The sequence below is a fragment of the Micromonospora sp. NPDC023644 genome (assembly GCF_040640115.1).
GTDB lineage: Bacteria > Actinomycetota > Actinomycetes > Mycobacteriales > Micromonosporaceae > Micromonospora.
Genome location: NZ_JBFABA010000011.1, coordinates 71,123 through 90,066 on the forward strand (window position 1 = coordinate 71,123; position 18,944 = coordinate 90,066).

Sequence of the window (18,944 nt, forward strand, 5' to 3'; positions counted from 1 at the left end):
TCGCCGGTTCACAGGTCACCACCGAGAGCCCCAGAGAACCACAGGTCGCCCAACGGAAGGCCTTCGCTCTCCGTGACAATCCGATCGATTTCCTCGACCGTGACGGCCGGGATGGCGGATGAACCGTCGTTACGGCGCTCGCAGACGATCAACTCCTCGGGCTCCAGGCGGTCAGCCAGGGCCGGGGAATGGGTGGCGATCAGGAACTGGGTACGGTCGCTCGCCTCCCGCAGCCGCTCCACCAGTAGCTCCAGCGCCTGCGGGTGCAGTCCGTGGTCGATCTCCTCTACGCAGGTGAGTGCCGGCGGGTTCGGGTCATAGAGCAGCGCCAGCAGGCCGAGCAGCCGGATGGTGCCGTAGGAGGCGTCGGCGATCTGCGTGTGCCGCCGGAGCCCGCGTTCGTGCAGCACGATAACGACCTCGCGGGCCGCGCCCGACGGGTAGTCGAAGTCGATGTCGTCGAGCTGCGGCAGCACCTCCATCGCGTCCTCGACCAGCCGCTGCCACGCTCCCTCGTCTCGGCTGCGCAGGTTCAGCAAAAAGCCGGCCAGGTTCGCCGCGTCATCGTCCAAGACCTCCCGATCGGTGCGCGGAAATCGCGACGGCCGACGGGCTGCGTCGACCCGGACGTCAAACACCCGGAAGGAGGCGAGGCGCTTCGCCACCGTGCTGACCTCGGTGCCGCCCCGATCGTCAGAGAGCCGGGGCAAGGTGGACAGGCCGCTACTCAGCGCGCTGATGCCGATCTCCCGCTCAGTGGACTCCGCTCGGTCCTTGCTGATCCCGACAACGCTGACCTTCTGACCGCTGATGGTGATGCGCCGGCCGCGGCCCTGGGTGCGCTTGAACTGGAAGGACTCCCGGCGTGACAGCCCGCCACCACGCAACCGCGTGACCCGCAGCGCGTACTCATCAGGGGCACTGCGGCTGCTATGCGTCGTCCAAGTCGCCTTCAATTTGATCTGGATATGCGACGGAGGCTTCTCGCCACCCCAGAAACGCACTTCCCCAAAGCCGCCGCGCAGGTCCAGCGCAGGCTGCAGGTCGGTGCGGATCACGTCAGCGAGGAACCGGAACACCTCGAGGACGTTCGTCTTGCCAGCGCCGTTGGGCCCGACGAGTACATTGAGCGGACGCAGCGGCAGGGACACCTTCCGCAGGCTGCGGAAGTTCTCCACCTCAACCCCGATGAGTCGCTTTTCCATGCTTCACCTCCTTCGCGTCATCCTTCACCAACGCCGGGTCCGTCGATTGCTCATCGTCGCGGCCCTCGCCCGCGTCGAGCCGTTGTTCACGCCGCCTCACGCCACCACCTGCCGAACAAGCTCGGCAACACCGACCACGATCGCGCCGCCGACGGCGATGACAGCCGCGCACCCGCTCTTCTTGGCGGCAGTCGGCATCACCGGCTCCCTGTTGGGGGCGGCGGGCACGGTAATTCGAATCGTGTGAATCTCGTCCCAGTCCTCCTGTCGCTCGACGAACATCGCGTGGTACTCGGCGGCTGTCAGCTCACGTGGGCGCCAGAACTCGTGCCACTCCGGACGAGCGGGCCGGGTTGCTGCTACCTGTTCGGCGGCGAGCCGCTTAGCGACCTGCTCACCGCGTAGATCGGTGAACAGCCCGCCGCGAACCTTCGTCACCTCGCCCTCCAGGAGCTTTCGCGCTTGATCGGGCGACACCACGTCGACACCGGCAGCAAGGGCCTTGGCGATCCGCGGATCGTTCTCCGCGGCACCGTCGCAGATGGCCAGCCGGACCGTCTTGGTGAGGTTGACCGCGACCTTCGCCCCATGCTCGACGGCGAAGTCGACCACGTCGGTGACGGCGGCCGAATCGCCGACCGACATGATCCGCCAACTCTTCAGCGGTCCGTTGCTTCTGGCGCGGTTCGCGGAGGCGGCCTCTTCCAGGTCGCTGATGAGATGCGACGCCGCAAGCTCCTTCGCCGCGCGATGCAGCTCTCTGAGTTCCGCCGACGTCACCACGCCGTCTGCCTCGGCCCGTGCCCGAGCCCCGGCCAGGAACTCCTCATGAACCTGACGTGCCGTGGTCTGGGTCAGGCCGGCGCGGGCGGCGAGGACCGCAAGCTGGTTGGCCTCCTCGCCGACGATCCGGCTATCCGCGAGCGCGTGGGCGAGCAGCGCCCGATAGTCACGAAGCCCGTCCGGGCGCGGCTGTGGGGAGTACGCCATGCGCGGCAGCCGTGCCGTCAACGTAGCGAGCCACCCTTCGCTGCCCTTGCGGAGCCCAACGGCTCGCGGGGCGATGACGCCGCTGCGCGGCAGCCGAGGCAGCGGCGCGGACGGCGGCCCCAGCCAGTACAGCGGCTGCGGTGCCTCCGCGATGAGCTTCGCGAGCATCGCGGCGAGGGCCCTCGCATTGCCGAGCGCGGAGTGCAGCGGCGCCGGCCACTCGTCGGTGATGAGGTTGGCGATGTTCTCCAGCTTGTAGCCCCACCGGTCGAGTTGGACCCGGGAGGTGACAAGCGAACAGAGCCCCGGAACCTGCGCGAGGGTGACGTTCAAGCGGCCGAACTCGGCGACCAGGAACTTTTCCTCGAAGTCCAGGTTGTGACCCACCACGACGGAGTCGCTCAGGTAGGCCAACACATCCCCCGCGATGTCCTGGAACCTTGGGGCATGCTGAACATCCGTGTTCGTGATCCCGTGGAACTCGTCGTTACTGATCCGCAGTCCAGGGTTGATCAGCGTCGAGTACTCATCGAGGACGACGCCGTCGCCGCGCATCCGAACGATCCCAACCTCGCAGGCGCGAGAACCCTGCTTGGGATGCAAACCGGTGGTTTGCAGATCCAGAATGGCGAACGTCAGGGCTCGCGGGTCGACGCCGCGCTGGCGGGTGAGTTGACCGCGGACGAACACGGGGGGCTACCTCCGGACGAGGGGCTAGAGCTAGAACAGGCCTGCCTGGGCGGACTTGGCCTTGCGGCCGGTCTTCTTCTTGTCGTGCAGCCCGCGCGCCTCTTCCTCGGCGTAGCGCTGGTGGTTCAGTTCCAGCAGCCGATCGAGGATTTCGCGCTGGACGGCAGTGCCGATGGTGTAGCGGGTATATGCACCGGCCTTGTGGAAGCCGTGGTCGAGGCCCTGCTTCACAAGGTCGTTCCAGCCGTACGCTCGGAAGGTGGCCTCGTCGATGTCGCGGTGGATGCGCCGCAACTCCACGATGCCCTCGTCCTGGCAGGCCGGATCGAAGACTAGGTTGTACGTGGCGGTGAGCCCGGCCTGTCGGCTCAGCATTACATTCCGGCGGTACGCGTCGAGGTGCCCGCCCAGCGCTCGCAGTTCCGGCGTCAACTCCGGCAACGCAAACGTCTCGAACACATCAGATGGCGAGTAGTTGAGATCCGCCTTCATCGTCGAGCTACGGCTAGCAGCCCACCAGTAGTGGGGCCCGCTCGACAGAAGCGCCAGCATCCCGGTGTCATCCGTCGCAAAGACCGCCAGCTTGTGCGCGAACACCTGACGGGTCTGCACGAGCATCGGCATGACAGTCTTGCTCACCAGAGTGATCGCCACGACCCGCTCCAGCTTCGCTATGGCTGCCTGCATCTCAGGTCGAGGCCGGAGATAGCGCCACCAAAATTCTCGTGCACCTCGATCTTTGCTTTGGTCCCGTTCCGGCTTGACCAGGCGCCTGACCTGGTCGTAGCAGTCCGGATAGGTCTGCGCCCCGGCTTCGTTCCAGTCATGGAAGTTGATGACCCAGCGGCTCGCCGAGCCGTCCGGGCGTGAGTTCAGGTCCTGCCCGTTGAGATACGGGAAGAGGACATTCCGATTGCGATTGTCTCTGGCTATCAGCGCGGCGGCTGCCTCCGGCACCATTGTGAAGCCCAGCCCCAGAATGATCGAGCCCTGGAAGGAGATGCCGGCGTTGCTCTGGAGGCGGTGCGGGTTGCCCGTCACCCGTGATTCGACGTCGAGCGATGGAGTGATGCCGGCAACCGCCATCCCGTCGGCACGCCGCTCAGCTCTGTCGCCCATGTCTGCTCGACTTGTCCAAACGGCGCAGAACTCCAGCGCCGCCGACTGTGACGGCCACGGCCTACTCTTGATCGCCCGGCGGATGGTGACCTTACCGGCGACAATCTGATCGAGACCCACCTCGCGGGTGTCGCCTTGGGCTAGGGTGTTGGTGGCGATCAATCCGGTCTGCCCGCCGGGGTTGAGCAGGTCGTGCCCCCGGAGCAGGAAATAGGCGACCAGATCAGCGCTACCCCGGACATTCCGGCCGATCGCGCTAATCAACCACTCGCGGTAGGCCGGGCCCAACGCGCCGGTGAGCTTCTGACCGCCGAGGAAGGGTGGGTTGCCGATGATGGCGTCGAAGCCGCCTTGCTCGAAGACCTCGGGGAACTCCAGGGGCCAGTGCAGCGGGTCCCGGCCGAACCCGCTAGCCGGCCGGTCGAAGGCCAGCCACGACCGTGCCTGCTCGACCAACGGGTCCACGTCGCCGCCGCGCGCCAGCTGCTGGGCCAGCGTGCCGACCCGCTCGGCGATGACAACCGGGTCCTGGCCGCGCTTAACCGAGGCGAGCGACGCACCGACGACCAGGTCGGCGTATGCGTCGGCCCGCCGCCGCACCTCCCGAGCCTCTTCGAGCAACCGCCGCTTCTCCGCCAGGTGCACCTGGTCATCCGGCAGCGCGGCGAGCCGCCGCCGCAGCTCCAGGGCCTCGGACAGCTCCCGGTCCAGCCGTAGGTCACGCCCGCCACTCTCGGCGGACACCGGCCGGTTGCCAAGACCAAGCAGCGAGTCGCCCGCGACCAGGCGGTCGTCGAGGAAGGTGAAGGGGCGCTGCGGGTCCATCGACACCAGCCAGAGCGACAGCTTCGCCATCTCCACGGCCATCGGATTGATGTCCACCCCGTACAGGCAGTGCTCGATGACCTGCCGCCGCGCCTCGATCACCAGCGGGTCATCGTCGGCGTCCACCGCCCGGTCGACGCCGCGCTGCTGGTAGGCGACCGCCCTCTCGTTGCCCTCTCGTGACCACGCCTCGATCAGATGCCCGGCCAGGTAGCGGGCCGCCGCAACGAGGAACGCAGCCGAGCCCATGGCGATGTCGGCGATCTTGAGGGACAGGATCTCCTCGCTGGACTTGGGCTTCCACTGCGACTTGTCCGCCGTCTGCAACGGCCCGGGATCGTAGACCAGCGGCTCCAGCGCCCCCTCGACCACCTCCTCGGCAAGGAAGCGCGGGGTGTAATGGGTGCCGGTGTTGCGCCTTAGCGCGGACTCGGTGACGAAGAGCGCCCCGGGCAAGATCACCACGGGCAGGCCCCGCAGGTCCTCACGGAGGAGGCCGACGATCGGCAGCAGCCGCTCGGAGAGCTGGTAGTCGCCACCGGTAACGGCGAGCAGCTTCTTACGGGCCTCCTCGCGCTCCACCCCGTCGAGCCGCGTCAGCTTCTTCGTCAGCGCCGCCACCGACCCGATCTTCGAGTCCTTGTACTTCTCCGCGAGCGCCTTGGCCAGCGCTGGCACGTCGGGGTGCCGCTCACGCAGGACCTCCAGGTCGGCGAGCGCGACCTCATCCTCCAGCCCTTCCTTACCGATCAGCCCGACCGTCACATCCTGCGCCCGGAAGCCCTCGAAGGAGAGCAGGCCCTCGTAGACGTACCCGATCTGCTCGACGTCGAGGGTGCGGAAGCTGACCGTGCGGCGCTCACGAGACCGACCGGTGCCGACCTCGACGTACTGCACCGAGCGCAGCATGTGCAGCACGGTCCGGTCGTCGATGGTGAGCGGCAGCCACGCGTACTGCTTCGGGTCGAAGAGCGATCCGTCGTGGCCGTGCAGCTTGAGGCGGGGGTGGTCGATGCCGTGGTAGACGGCGTTGAACAGGGCGAGCAGCCGGTGCCAGGCGGCGGAGCTGTGCTCCAGGTCCTCCTCGCTGCCCTCGGTGACCCGCTGTTCCAGCTCGGCGCACAGCCGTCCGGCCGAATACGCCGTCGCATACAGCTCGTTGTCGGCGGGGAGCAGCTTGCGCTCCTCGGCGAAGAGCAGGAAGACGATGCGCATCATCACCGAGACCGCGCCGCGGTAGACCTCGTGCGCCTCCTGCTCTGCCAGGCCACGCCCGCCGGTCTCCCGCTCGCGTACGTCGATCCGGCCGATCGCGGCGACGAGCAGCTCGACCGCCTGGCGGACCTGGACGCCGAGCGCCTCGGTGATCTCCTCCTGGCTGCCCAGGCTGTCCCGCAGCAGCGGCACCAGCCGCTCGCCGTCGGGGACGCCGAAGAACCGGCGGCGGGACAGCAGCGACGCGAACGCCCGCACCACGTCCCGCTCGGCCGCCTCCGGCCACGAGACGGCGTCGAAGGTGGCGGTGGTGGTGACGCCGCCCCGCGGTGCCCAGACCAGCGTCCACCAGCGGCCGTCGGTGGCGAGGCCCAGCTCGATGTTGTGGTGCCGGCACAGGTGGGCGAGCCGGTCGGCGGGGGTGGCGGCCCAGGTGGAGTCCTTGATGCGCGCGGCCGGCTGCTGGCCGGGCGGGCAGACCATGCCGAGCAGCCGTACGCTGTCCGGCTTGACCTCCTCCCCCGGCTCGACCAGCACGAACGACGGACGCAGCTCGGTGTCGTGCTCCGCGACCGTGTGGGCGAGCGTGTCGAGGCCGTCCTCGTGCAGCGTGTCGCCCCAGCCGAGCAGCTCGCCCAGCACGTACCCGATCCAGGTCTGCTGGCCCCCGGCGGCGTCGGCCTGCCAGGTGGTGTGCTCCTGGCGCAGCTGCTCCCGGGTCTTCTTGTCGAGGGCGTCGAGGGTGGGCCAGGTGCGGCGCAGCACCGGCAGGCTGAGGAACGGGCCGTTGACGTCGACCAGGCTGAGCCAGTTGCGGTGCTGCTCGGCGCCGTCGGGGGCGGGGCGACGGAAGGTGCCGCTCATCGGGTGGCCTCCCGCTTCGGTACGACGAAGACCACGGCGACCGGGAACCGGTGGGGCTTCGGGTCGCGGTAGCGGGCGGCGACGGCGTCGAGTTCGCGGTCGCGCTCGGCTTCGAGGGCCGACAAGCGTTCCTCCCAGGATTGGCGGTCCTTGCGGTACTGGGCGAGCTCTTCCTTGCTCTTGCTCATCGCGACGAGCTGCTCCGGCGTGAAGAAGGAGTCCTGCCCGTCGCTGCCCTCCTCGGGCGTCGCGAGAGCGCCGCGCAGGGTGGCGGCGAACTGGTCGAGGTTGTGGATGATGCGCTGCCGGTCGGCTTCCAGGCGCTGCTTCAGCTTCCGGTCCAGCGCTTCCTGCCGGGTGTTGGTCCGCCAGTCGATCGCGGCGAGCAGGCCATCCTTGATCCGGGGCCAGCGCTCGGCGAGCCGGGCCTCGACGACCCGCGAGGCCGGTGTGCCGGTGGTGAGGGCCCGGTCGAGGACGCCGCCGAGGGTGGTCAGGTTCTCCAGGCGGCGGAAGCGGCCCTGCTCGGGTGCCCAGCCGCCGGCGTAGAGGACCTCCTCGTGCAGCCGGACGCCGTCGGCGCCGACCAGCACGAACCGGGAGTACGCGCCGACCAGCACGTCCTCCAGCGTCGGGTCGTCGCTGACGACGGCGGTGACCCGGTGCAGGCCGATGTCGGGGTTGGAGACGGCGGCGCGCAGCAGCCGGGTCGACATCGCGACCAGTGGGTGGTTGAGGTGGGCGAGGACGATGCCGTCGCGGTCCACCTTGGCCACCTGCGGGTCGAAGGTGACCGGCAACTGGCGGGCCGGCTCGTTGTCGTCCTGGAGCTTGGCGGTGAGGCCGGCGTTGGCGCGTTGCCAGGAGCCGGTCAGCGGCGGCACGGCGTAGAGGCCGTCGACGAGATGCCTGTCGTCGACGTGCCGTTCCAGCCGCTGCTGGCGGGCCAGTTCCAGAGCGGTGTCGACGACGCGCTTGACCGCGGGCGGGGTGATGCCGAGTTCCTCGACGGTCTTGTCCAGGTCGGCCCGGAGCCGCCGGACCTGCTCCCTCAGGTTGGATTCGGTCGGCAGGGTGCCGCCGGCCTTGCCCTTGCCAGCCTTGTCGATGTCCACGCCGACCTGCTCGCCGAGCATCCGGCGCTGCACCGCCTCAGACAGAACCGCGTTGACCGAGCCGAGGTCCGCTTCCATGTCGGCGACCTTCTTGGCGACCCGGGACAGGAACTCCAGGTCGGCTTCGAACGAGTCGACGGGCTTGCCGAATCCGGTGCCGACGAAGTGCTGGATCTCGGGGTTGACCGTCTGCCCGTACCGGTCGATACGGCCGATCCGCTGCTCCAGCTTGTTGGGGTTGAACGGGATGTCGTAGTTGACCAGCCGGTGGCAGTGGTTCTGCAGGTCGATGCCCTCGCTGGCCGCGTCGGTGGCGAGCAGGATGCGCACCGGCCGCTCGGCGGGGTGCGCCTGGAAGGCGAGGCGGATCTGTTCCCGCTCGTCGGTCGGCGTGCCGCCGTGCAGGAGCGCGAGCCCCTCGCCCCCGAGGCCCTCCTGCCGGAGCAGGTCCGTCAGCCATGACTGGGTGTCGCGGTATTCGGTGAACACGACGACGCGCTCGTTGGTCCAGTGCCGGCCGTCGGGCTTGCAGATCGCGGTCAGATAGTTGATCAGCTCACGGGCCTTCGCGTCGGGCTGCGCCTCCTTGGCCTCCGCCCAGTCGAGCATCTTCTGCAGCAGAGCGGTCTCGTCCGAGGTCGGGTCCGGCTGCATCGGCCGGACGCGGTTGAGGGCGTCGTCCTCGGCCTCGGCGAGTTGCTCGTCGTCGTAGGTGGCGAGGTCGTCCAGGAACTCGTCCATCCACTCCGGCACGTCGTCGCCGGCGGCCAGACTGGGCGAACCCTTCCTGGTTGCCAGGGTGTCGAGGTAGACGCGGACGGTGTGGGCGAAAGCGGCCGGGCTGGAGAAGAGCCGCTTCTTGAGCAGCAGGGTCACCAGGTCGGTGGCCTTGCGGCCGCGCTGCGAGTTGAGCCGCTTGCGCCGCAGCTCGGCGAACTCGGTGAGCAGCGCATGGACCTGCCGCTCGTCGTCCGGGTACGCGACCGGGATCGCCGACGCCTTCCGCTCCACGAACCGCGCGGTGCCGTCCGGGTTCTCGATGTCGCGCTTAAGTCGGCGTACGACGGTGTCCTTGACCGCGGCCTGGTCGGGTCGGACGCCGCGAGCGAACCGCTGGTTGTCGAGGATCTCGAGCAGGGCGGTGAAGGACGCCTGGTAGCCGTTGTGCGGGGTGGCCGACAGGAAGAGCCGGTGCGTGAAGTGCGGGGCGAGGCGCCGGATCAGCTTGGTCTGCTGCGAGTCGACCGCGTAGACCTGCTTCGGCGCGGCCGGCGCGACGTGGTGCGCCTCATCGAGGATAAGCAGGTCGAACGTACGCGGATACGTCGGCCCGTCGGCGGGCAGCACCTCGTCGAGCAGGCGCTGCGCCTTCTGCCCGCGCAGCCAGGGCAGGCTGACGATGCTCAGCGGGTAGACCTCGAACGGGTTCGCCGCCGAGCCGTGGCTGCGACGGACGGCCGCGCAGCGCTCGGAGTCGATGATGGTGAAGTCGAGGCCGAACTTCTCGGCCATCTCGTCCTGCCACTTCAGCGTCAGGCCGGCCGGGCAGACGATCATGATGCGGCGGGCGCGGTGCCGCAGCAGCAACTCCTGGGCGACCAGGCCGGCCTCGATGGTCTTGCCCAGGCCGACGTCGTCGGCGAGCAGCAGGTTGACGCGGGGCGCGTCGACGGCGCGGGCGACCGGTTCGAGCTGGTAGTCCTCGATGGCGACACCGGAGCGGAACGGCGCCTGCAGCGTCTTCACGTCTGCCGAGGTGACGGCCGACCAGCGGACCGCGTCGAGGAAGGCGGCCAGCCGCTGCGGCGAGTCGAACTTGCCCTCGACCACGTCGGGCAGCGAGCCGCTGGGCAGCACCTGCCGGCCCGGTTCGACCTCCCAGATCACGTCGAGGGTGTGGCCATAGCGGCCGTCCTCGACGCTCTGCAGGTTGACCAGAGTGCTGTGCTCGCCCTCGTGCAGGTCGCTGACCACCCACCGCTGGCCGCGTACCGCGACCAAGGCGCCGATCGTCGGCTTTGCCGTCGTCACGCTCGGCATCGTTCCCCCGTTGTTGGTTCGCTTACTCGAATCCGACCCGCACCGTACGCCCGCGCTGACGGGGGCCGGAGTCCGCCGAAAGGCTTGTTTGTTCACTTCACAACCCCGGCAGCGAATAGGAAGGAAATCACTCCACTGCCGTCCCGTCAATCGGACTCGTCAGTCAGTTACGCGACACTGTCGCGCCGGGCGGTCGCCGGGCCTGCCTCGGAAGAGCAGCAGCGAAGCACGTTCCGGTAGTCGCAGGGTTGCTCCCCCGCCCGGTCGTTCGGGTTCACGCTCACTTCCCACCGCCCTCGGGCCGAAGGGTGCCGGCGGCCAGTCCGTCCGCGGTGAGCCGCACCAACTCGGCACTGAGCGAACGCACCTCCGCGACAGCCGATTCGAACCTGACGAGCCGTTGGAAGACCTCTCCAAGCGCCCTCTGTTCCTCCAGTGGCAGCCGCCGGATCTGGGCGCGCCGGATGTCGATTCGGGTGCCCGACAGGCTCGTCGTCTGCTTGTCGTTGACCGAGCTGTGCAACTGCCCGGCCAGGAACCACGAGTCCAGCGCGACTGGATGGGGGCGCAGGAGGTAGAGGTTGCTGCCGAGCAGCATCCCCTCGGACATGATCACCCGCGCGATCAGGTGACGTGCCGCCGCCGGCACCACCACATCCCCCACCAGCAGCGGCACGCGTTCCGGCATGGTGCCGTCGTCGACGCCGGACGCCTCGCTATCGCCGATCACATCTTGGGCGGTGAGAACGGGTGCGTCGTCCGGCGTGCCAGCCGCGCCGTCCTGACTCGTGCTTGACGACGGACGGATTGGGCCGATCACCTGCAGGGCTCCGGTGCGAACCAGTTCAGCGATGGAGAGTGGCGGTTGCGGGGAGGCGCCGTCCGGCGCCGGCTCAACGCGTGGCATCAACGCTGGCAGATCGCCGACGACGGCGGTGAGGCGCTTGGTCGTGCGTGCCAACTGCTTGCCGGTCGGCTCAGTCTTGACGGCGAGTTGCCGGCGCGCGGGAGTCAGATCGACGTCCTCGTCGAAGAACTCGATCAGCGGAACCGTATGCGCGAAGCCGGCTTCCTCCACCTCTGCCGCCGGAGCCTCGGCGAATGCCCGCCAGGCGGTCAGGATGCGCGGGAAGACCTTGGCCGGATCCCCATCGGCCGCGTCGACCAACAGCGCGCGTGTCGGCGCCTGAGCGTCCGTCGCGGCGCGGCGCAACACCCACAGGTGCAGGGGTACGCCGTGCGGCGCGGCCGCCCCCGGCGGAAGGGCGACCACCGCGCGAAGGTGCCCCTGACGCAGCAGCTCCTGGCGGATCCGCTTGCCGGCCCGCCTGCTCGCCACCGTGGGCGGCATCAGCAGGACGGCATGCCCGCCCACCCGGAGGCGGGCGAGGGCGTGCTGAACCCAGGCCAGCTCCGGTTCGGTGCGGGGTGTCGTGCCCACGATCCAGCGCGGATCGTGACCGAGTTCCGCGTCGCCCCAGTTGGTGGCGCCGAACGGTGGGTGGCAGACGACGGCGTCGACGGTGCGGCCGGAGAACGCGTCGGCGCGTAGCGAGTCCCCCGGGCACACCTCGCCGGGCACCTCGCGCAGGGCGAGCGAGAGCCCGGCGAGTCTGGCGAGGTCCGGGTCGAGTTCCTGCCCGTACGCCGAGGTGCAGCCGGCGCGCGCGGCGGCCCGCAGGAGGGCGCCGGTGCCGGCGGCCGGGTCGAGGACGGAACCGCCGCCGACACCGGCGAGCCCGGCCATCAGGTCGGCGAGCTCGTCGGGGGTGGCGTACGGGCGGCCCGGGCCGGGGGCGGAGAAGCGCCGCCACAGCTCGTCGAAGGCGGCCTGGGGGCCGATTTCGTCGGCGAGGGCGTCGACGTCGGGCAGCAGGGCGGCGAGGTGGGCGTCGGCGGGGCCGGGCGCCTGGCGGTCGTCACGGTGGCGGGCGAGCAGCAGGGCGCCGACGGCGGCCAGCGCGGCGGCGGGGGTCTCCTTCGGGGCGGCGAGGTGTTGCCAGAGCCGGTCGGCGCGGGACAGCTGCGGGAGCTTGCCCTGGCCGCGTAGCCACTGCTCGACCTCGATGAGGTCGAACTCCGGGCTGGCCGTGGTGCCGCCCACCGGGGCCGGGAAGTCGGGGTGCCGCTTGCGCCAGTTGCTGACCGCGGCGCGTCCGACCCCGGCAAGCCGAGCGATCTCTGCGGCGGTCACGGTCGGTGTCTTCACGTATGAAGTCTTGCACAGCCGTCAAGGCCCGCATCGTCTGTTGACAGAGTTGTCGGACGATGCTCTTATTGACCCCGCCACGTTCACAGTTGGAGGAAAACGATGCGCAAGACCACGACCTTCGCTCTGCTCGCCACCGCCGTCGTCGCGCTGGGCTGCGGCGCTGGTGCCACCGACGCCGACACCGCGAGCAGCTCGGGCAGCGACGGTGCCGCCGTCAAGGGCGAGGAGAAGGCGGCGAAGACCGCGAAGATCGGCCAGCCGGCCCGGGACGGGAAGTTCGAGTTCACGGTGAAGTCGTCCAAGTGCGGCGTCGCCAAGGTCGGCACCTCGATGCTCGGCGAGAAGGCGCAGGGCCAGTTCTGCCTGATCACGATCAACGTGAAGAACATCGGCAAGGAGTCGCAGATGTTCGACGGCAGCAGCCAGAAGGCGTACGCGGCCGACGGCACTGAGTACTCCGCCGACACCGGCGCCGCCATCTACGCCAACCAGAACGCCGAGACGTTCCTCAACGACATCAACCCCGGCAACCAGGTGACCGGCGTGGTCGTCTTCGACATCCCGAAGAAGGTCAAGCTCACCAAGCTCGAGCTGCACGACTCGCCGTTCTCCGGCGGCGTGACCGTCGCCCTGAGCTGACCTCCCGCCGTCCCGTCGGGGCGGGCGATCCGCCCGCCCCCTCTTCCCCGGGCATCCCGCCCGCCAGCTGCAAGAGTTCAGGAGAGAACGTCGTGACCGATCCGACCACCCCGAGGCCGTCGGAAGAGCTGGCCGACCAGCCGGCGCGGGGGCCGTACCCGTCGCCGCAGGACTCGCCGGCCGTCGTCGCCGTACCGACTCCGGAGGAGAACGTCCCGCAGGCCGATGCCGCGCTCGGGGCCACCGCCGCGCCGCGGCGTTCCCACGTTCGGACCTGGGCCGTCGGCGGCGTCGCCCTTGTCGTCACCCTCGCCGCCGGGGTCGTCATCGGCGCGGCCGCCGGCGACGGCACCGACCCGGCTGCCCGCGCCAACAGTTCGACGTCGCCCGCTCCGGGCAGCGCCGTCCCGACCACGGCCGCGCCGACGACCGTCGCCCCCACGACTACCGCGCCGACTACCAGCGCGGCCCCGTCGCCGACGAAGACCACTCCCCCGCCCAAGCCGAAGCCGCCGTCCTACAAGACGTTGAGCGAGCGGCAGTGGAAGCTCGTCGCCAAGAATCCCGACGCGCACATCGGCAAGACCTACGTGGTGTTCGGCCGGGTCACCCAGTTCGACGCCGCGACGGGCGTCGACACCTTCCGGGCGAACGTCGCGCACCGGAGGATGGCCGACAAGTACGACTACCAGACGAACACGCTCCTCACCGGGTTGGCGGCGGACCTCGACAACCTGGTGGAGGACGACATCTTCCGCGCCAACGTCACCGTGCTCAGCGCCTTCAGCTACGACACCCAGATCGGCGGCGAGACGACGGTGCCGCTGCTCCAGGTCGACTCGATCAAGGTCCTCTGACCCCCACTCCACCTAAGAGATGCAGGAGGCGTCCGTGCGTCCCGATGAGTTCCTCCGCGCCCTGGACCTGCTCCCCACTCCCCTGCACGAGCGCGCCGTCGCGCTGCGCGCCTACGCCCGCGTCACCCGCTGCGAGGACTGCCAGCGCATCGGCGACGCCGTGCGGCTGGCCCTGACCGCCGCGCACTACGACGAGCTCGCCTCGGCCGGTCAGCTCCTCGACACGGCGGAGCAGCAGGCCGCCCGACACAGCTCGGCCTGCCGGTCGCAGCCGGACCCGGAGCGCGGTCGCGGCCGGGTCGGCCGCTGGGCGGGGACGTCCGCGCCGCTCGTCGCCGCGACCGACGCGAGTTTGAAGGGACGCGCCGGCGGCATCGGGTACGTCGTCAGCGACGGCCACTACGGCCTGCGCAGCCGGGGCACCGGCCGGCTGGACCCGACGGGCGCGCCGCGCGTGCTGATCAACGAGCTGCGGGCGGTCGACTTCCTGCTCTCCGCGTACGACGAGGCCCCGGCCGGCATGACCGTGCTGCTGGACAGCCTGGATGCCCTGCGCTACCTGCGCCGCTGGCAGGCCGGCGAGGCGGACGTCGTGCCGGCCGGCTACAGCCTGCGCCCGCGCACGTCGTCGGCCCAGCCCACCCTGGTCCGGCTCGCCGAGCTGGTGCGCCGGCGGCCGGATCTGTCCTTCGCGCACGTCAAGGGCCACAGCGGCCACGCGCTCAACGAGGCCGCCGACGGCCTGTCCCACATGGCCCGCCGCCGGCTCGGCGAGTCCTTCGACGTGCGCCCCCGCGCCCACGCCCTGGTCGACGCGTTCCTCCGGGACTGGCACAGCACCGTCGCCAGCTGACCACACCGGCTGACTTCTCACACCCGGGAGATGATCGTGGTTCTCGCTGCCCAGCACACCGCCGTTCCGTCCACGGGCCCGTCGCTCCCGTTCTGGGTCGGCCCCGGCCTGATCGTCCGGCAGACCAGCACGCCGGTGGCCTACCGCCTGCCGAACCACGCTCCTGACCGTCCTGCCTGCTGACGTAGCCCGGCGGGACAGCTCCACAACGACACGCGGCACTCCGATCCGTCCACAGATCAGCTCCACACCATCCGGAACCACCTTCCCCCGCTCCCCCGCAGCGGGCCGGCACCCCCGCCGGCCCGCGGGGAGCACGCGCCTGGAGACGAACACCATGCCCGTCCCCCGCCAGCCCTCCCCCACCACGCCGGCCCTGCCCGCCCGCCGTGCCGAACCGCTGGTCGAGCTGATCTTCGAGCGGCTCACCGCCGACGACGTGCCCGACCACACCGCCGAGCTGGTGCTCGCCGCGCTGACCGGGCAGGACGACCTCGCCACCGCGCTCGACGGCGGGACGACCAGCCTGGACCTGGGCACCTCGGCCGACGAGGCGCCGACGGGCCGGATCTGGCTCTCCTCGGTCACCGTCGCCGGGTTCCGTGGCGTCGGCCCGGAACGCACCCTCCAGATCGACCCCGGCCCCGGCCTCACCCTGGTGGTCGGACGCAACGGCTCCGGCAAGTCGAGCTTCGCCGAGGCCGTCGAGCTGGCGCTGACCGGCGACAGCGCCCGGTGGGCGGAGCGCAACAGCGTCTGGCGTACGGGGTGGCGCAACCTGCACTCCCCCGACCCGTGCTGGATCGTGGCACAGCTGCACGTCGACGGGGTGGCGAAGCCGGTCACGGTGACGCGGTCGTGGCCGCTCGGCGCGGCGCTGGCCGACGCGGAGGTCATCGTCACCAGCGACGCCGGGCGGCACGCGGACCTGGCGGAACTCGGGTTGGCCCGCCCGCTGGCGCTGTACCGGCCGTTCCTCACCGCCGCCGAGCTGGGTCGACTCACCGCCGGCACGCAGAGCCAGCTCTTCGACGCGATCTCCGCGATCCTCGGCCTGGAGGCGATCACCGAGGCCGACCAGCGACTGTTGGCCGCCGCCCGGCCCCTGGACGCGGCCATCAAGGAGGTACGGGCACAGCGCGCCACCTTCGCCGAGCGCCTGGCCGACGTCGCCGACGACCGGGCCCGACGGGCGGCCGCTCTGCTGACGGGGCGCGGCGCCGTCGGCCTGGCGGCGCTGGGCGCGATCCTCGACGAGCCGGAGGAGGTCGCCGCCGACGGGCCGCTGCCGCTGTGCCGGCGCCTGGTCGAGCTGGCCGTGCCGACGCCGGAGGAGGTGACGCGGCTGGCCGAACAGCTGCGCGAGGCGTCGGCCGAGGTGCAGCGGCACGACGGCGGGCGGGCGCGGGCGGCGCTGCGCAGCGCGGAGCTGCTCCGCCTCGCCATCGAGCACCACGAGGACGCCGGCGACGGCCCGTGCCCGGTCTGCAACGCCGGCACCCTCGACGGGGACTGGCGCAGCGCCGTCGGCGCGTCGCTGGCGCGGTTGCGGGACCGCAGTCTCGCCGCCCAGTCGGCGGCGGCGCGGCTGACCGCTCTGCTGCGGCGGGCGCACCACCTGATCGACGACCTCACCGTGCCGGCGGGCGACGCGGCGGGGGTGCAGCGGGACAAGCCGCGCGACGCGGCGGAGGTGCCGCTGGACGGGCTGCGCGAGGCGGTGGCGGCGCTGCGGCGCGTACCCGCAGAACCGGCGGAACTGGCGGCGCACCTGGACGCGCGGTACCCGGCCGTCGTGGCCGCGGCGGACGCGGCCCGCGCGTACGCCGAAGGGGTCCTGCGGCAGCGTGACACCGGGTGGCGGCGGGCGGCGGCCGAGCTGCGCGGCTGGGTCGGCGCCGCGGCCCGGCTGCCCGAGCGGGAGGCGACGCTGGCCCGGGTGAAGGCGGCGCGGGCCTGGCTGAAGTCCACCGCTGCGCAGCTGCGCAGCGAGCGGGTGGCGCCGTTCGCGGAGCACTCGCAGCGAATCTGGGCGCAGCTGCGGCAGGAGAGCAACGTCGAGCTGGGCGCGATGGCCCTGGAGGGGACGAACACGCGGCGGCGGGTGGTGTTCCCGGTCAGCGTGGACGGCGCCGACAACGGCACCGCGCTCGGCGTGATGAGCCAGGGTGAGATGCACGCCCTCGGGTTGGCGACGTTCCTGCCGCGCGGCTGCGCGCCGGAGAGCCCGTTCCGGTTCATCGTCGTCGACGACCCGGTGCAGAGCATGGACCCGGCCAAGGTCGACGGGCTGGCCCGGGTGCTCGCCACGCTGGCCGAACAGCGGCAGGTGGTCGTCTTCACCCACGACACCCGGCTGCCCGACGCGGTGCGCCGGCTCGACCTGGGAAGGGCCCGGATCATCGAGGTGACCCGCGCGGAGCGGTCGGTGGTGACGCTGCGTCCGGCGTCCGACCCGGTGGCGCGCTACCTAGACGACGCGTACGCGCTGGCGCGCAACGAGGAGATCCCTGCCGAGGTGCGCGGTCCGGTGGTGGCGGAGCTGTGCCGCTCGGCGCTGGAGGCGGCCTGTCACCGGGTCGTGTGGCGGCAGCGGGTGGCGCGCGGGGTGCCGCACGACGACATCGAGGCGGCCATCGTGGACGCGTCCCGGCGGCTGGCGACCACGGTCGCGTTGGCGCTGTTCGACGACGCCGACCGGGGCGGGGACGTGCTCGGGTATCTGGGCCGCCGGCACGGAGCGCGGGCGGTGGCCGCCTACCAGGCGTGCCGGGAGGGCGTGCACGGGGCGCCCCTGGCGGACCTGCCCGGCCTCGTTGCGGACGCCCGCCACCTCGCGAAGGCCCTCTCGTGACCGCCGGAACGGCTGCGGGGGCGGCCGCGCCGACGCCCTTGCACTGCCTGGCGGCGGCCGACCAGCTGCTGCGCGGCGCCGGCCCGCTCGGTACGGCTGCGGTCGCCGCCGGCTGGTGGTCGCGGGCCTGCGCCTGCCTGATCCGGCTCGCCCTCGAGGGCGGCATCGACGCCTACTGGCAGCGGACCAGGCCGGCGGTGGCGCGGTGCCGGCAGGGCCGGGCCAAGCAGCTGATGCTGCGCGGCCGGTTCGGTCCCGGGGTCGTCGTCGCCCGCCGTGCCGCGTTCGCCTGGGCGACCCTGTCGGCCGCCGCCCACCACCACTGCTACGAGCTGGCACCGACGGCCGCGGAGCTGCGTCGCCTGCACACCGAGGTGAGCGTCCTGCTCGCCCGGCTGGACGAGACAGCGGAGCCGGAGGATGACCTGCCCGCGACCTAGGTGAGGCGCGACCTTAGGTGAGCGTGGCCGCCACGTACGCGGCTGCCTCGGCGACGAGCGCCTGCTGGTACTCCGCGTCCCTGGTGGCCCTGCTCGACATGATCGCGATGACGAGCGGTGGGGACGTCGTGGGCCAGACGACCGCGATGTCGTTGACCGTGCCGTAGGCGCCGGTCCCGGTCTTGTCGGCCACGGTCCAGCCGCGCGGCACGCCGGCGCGGATGCGCTGGGTGCCGGCGCGGGTGGCGTTGCGTTCGAGTAGATCGCGGAGGACGGCGCGCTTCTCCGGTGGCAGGGCGTCGCCCAGCACGAGCCGCTGGTAGGTGGTGCCGAGTGCGCGCGGGGAGGACGTGTCGCGGGGATCGCCCGGGACGGCGGTCGTGATCGTCGGCTCCATCCGGTCCATCCGGGTGACCTCGTCGCCGAGGCCACGGGCGTACGCGGTCAGCTGGGCCGGCCCGCCCAGGTCGCGGAGCAGGAGGTTGCCGGCCGTACCGTCGCTGTGGCGCACGGCGGCGTCGCACAGTTGGCGGATCGTCATCCCCGTGGCCACGTGCCGCCTGGTGATCACCGAGCTCTGCATGAGGTCGTCCCCGGTGTACCTGACGACGGTGTCCAGGTGGGACAGCGGGTGGCGGTGCAGCACCGCCGCGGCCGCCAGCGCCTTGAACGTCGAGCAGAACGCGAAACGTTCGTCCGCGCGATGGGCGATGGTGTCGCCGGTGCCCGTGGCCAGGGCGTACACGCCCAGACGCGCGTCGAACTTGCGTTCCAGCTCCGCCAGGCGCTCGTGGCGGCCACTCGTCGCCGCGGCGGAGGGGGAAGCGGAGCGAACGGCGGCGGAAGGGGAGGCGGGCGGAGCGGAGGACGTGGGGGCAGGGGGCGTGCCGCCGTCCGCGCATCCGGCCAGCGGCAGGGCCGCTGCCGCCCCCAGCAGGGCACGGCGGGTGATGGTCGGCTGCGTCGAAGTCAAGGTCCTGCCTCCGTTGTCGGGTCATGAGGATGGGCGGGGTCTCGGCCCCTGCC

The 18,944-nt window shown here is 71.2% G+C and carries 11 protein-coding genes; 5 read left to right on the forward strand and 6 right to left on the reverse strand.

The genetic code is table 11. From position 1 onward, the window contains the following. Positions 1–8: 8 nt before the first annotated feature. The 5 genes from AB0G08_RS11680 to AB0G08_RS11700 form a co-directional block, all read right to left on the reverse strand. Positions 9–1,205: an AAA family ATPase gene (locus AB0G08_RS11680; RefSeq protein ID WP_358086342.1), complete on the reverse strand. Its 1,197-nt coding sequence runs from the start codon at positions 1,203–1,205 to the stop codon at positions 9–11. A 96-nt stretch (positions 1,206–1,301) separates the two neighbouring features. Continuing rightward, positions 1,302–2,885, reverse strand: coding sequence for an exonuclease domain-containing protein (locus AB0G08_RS11685; protein WP_358086343.1), 1,584 nt, complete (start codon positions 2,883–2,885; stop codon positions 1,302–1,304). A gap of 30 nt (positions 2,886–2,915) precedes the next feature. Then, positions 2,916–6,908, reverse strand: a complete 3,993-nt coding sequence (locus tag AB0G08_RS11690; protein WP_358086345.1) for a type IIL restriction-modification enzyme MmeI — start codon at positions 6,906–6,908, stop codon at positions 2,916–2,918. Continuing rightward, positions 6,905–10,054 carry a DISARM system SNF2-like helicase DrmD gene (gene drmD, locus AB0G08_RS11695; RefSeq protein ID WP_358086347.1) on the reverse strand — a complete coding sequence of 1,050 codons (3,150 nt, stop codon included), beginning with the start codon at positions 10,052–10,054 and terminating at the stop codon, positions 6,905–6,907. Before drmD ends, AB0G08_RS11690 begins: the two co-directional genes overlap by 4 nt. Positions 10,055–10,343: 289 nt before the next feature. Continuing rightward, the gene (locus AB0G08_RS11700; protein ID WP_358086349.1) at positions 10,344–12,272 is read right to left on the reverse strand and encodes an N-6 DNA methylase; all 1,929 of its coding nucleotides are present in this window, start codon (positions 12,270–12,272) and stop codon (positions 10,344–10,346) included. 102 nt (positions 12,273–12,374) lie between these two features. Here AB0G08_RS11700 and AB0G08_RS11705 point away from each other — a divergent pair, with 102 nt between their 5' ends. The 5 genes from AB0G08_RS11705 to AB0G08_RS11725 all read left to right on the forward strand — a co-directional run bounded on the left by AB0G08_RS11705 (position 12,375) and on the right by AB0G08_RS11725 (position 17,918). Then, positions 12,375–12,914 (forward strand): DUF4352 domain-containing protein, encoded by a 540-nt coding sequence (locus AB0G08_RS11705; RefSeq protein WP_358086351.1) that lies wholly within the window; start codon positions 12,375–12,377, stop codon positions 12,912–12,914. Between the two features lie 92 nt (positions 12,915–13,006). Then, on the forward strand, positions 13,007–13,771 hold the full coding sequence (locus tag AB0G08_RS11710; RefSeq protein ID WP_358086353.1) for a hypothetical protein: 765 nt from the start codon (positions 13,007–13,009) through the stop codon (positions 13,769–13,771). A 34-nt stretch (positions 13,772–13,805) separates the two neighbouring features. Further along, on the forward strand, positions 13,806–14,624 hold the full coding sequence (locus tag AB0G08_RS11715; RefSeq protein WP_358086355.1) for an RNase H family protein: 819 nt from the start codon (positions 13,806–13,808) through the stop codon (positions 14,622–14,624). Positions 14,625–14,961: 337 nt separating this feature from the next. Next, the gene (locus tag AB0G08_RS11720) at positions 14,962–17,478 is read left to right on the forward strand and encodes an AAA family ATPase (protein WP_358086357.1); all 2,517 of its coding nucleotides are present in this window, start codon (positions 14,962–14,964) and stop codon (positions 17,476–17,478) included. Beyond that, positions 17,475–17,918, forward strand: coding sequence for a hypothetical protein (locus AB0G08_RS11725; RefSeq protein ID WP_358086359.1), 444 nt, complete (start codon positions 17,475–17,477; stop codon positions 17,916–17,918). The genes AB0G08_RS11720 and AB0G08_RS11725 overlap by 4 nt, the downstream gene beginning before the upstream one ends. Before the next feature lie 13 nt (positions 17,919–17,931). Here AB0G08_RS11725 and bla read toward each other — a convergent pair whose 3' ends face one another. After that, entirely contained in the window at positions 17,932–18,891 is a 960-nt protein-coding gene (gene bla, locus AB0G08_RS11730; RefSeq protein WP_358086361.1) for a class A beta-lactamase, read from the reverse strand. Positions 18,892–18,944 lie beyond the last annotated feature (53 nt).

Bases quoted from the DNA above. Each gene is read 5' to 3' on its own strand.
- AB0G08_RS11680 (WP_358086342.1), bottom strand. From the start codon at position 1,205: ATGGAAAAGCGACTCATCGGGGTTGAGGTGGAGAACTTCCGCAGCCTG.
- AB0G08_RS11690 (WP_358086345.1), bottom strand. From the start codon at position 6,908: ATGAGCGGCACCTTCCGTCGCCCCGCCCCCGACGGCGCCGAGCAGCAC.
- AB0G08_RS11705 (WP_358086351.1), top strand. From the start codon at position 12,375: ATGCGCAAGACCACGACCTTCGCTCTGCTCGCCACCGCCGTCGTCGCG.
- AB0G08_RS11720 (WP_358086357.1), top strand. From the start codon at position 14,962: ATGCCCGTCCCCCGCCAGCCCTCCCCCACCACGCCGGCCCTGCCCGCC.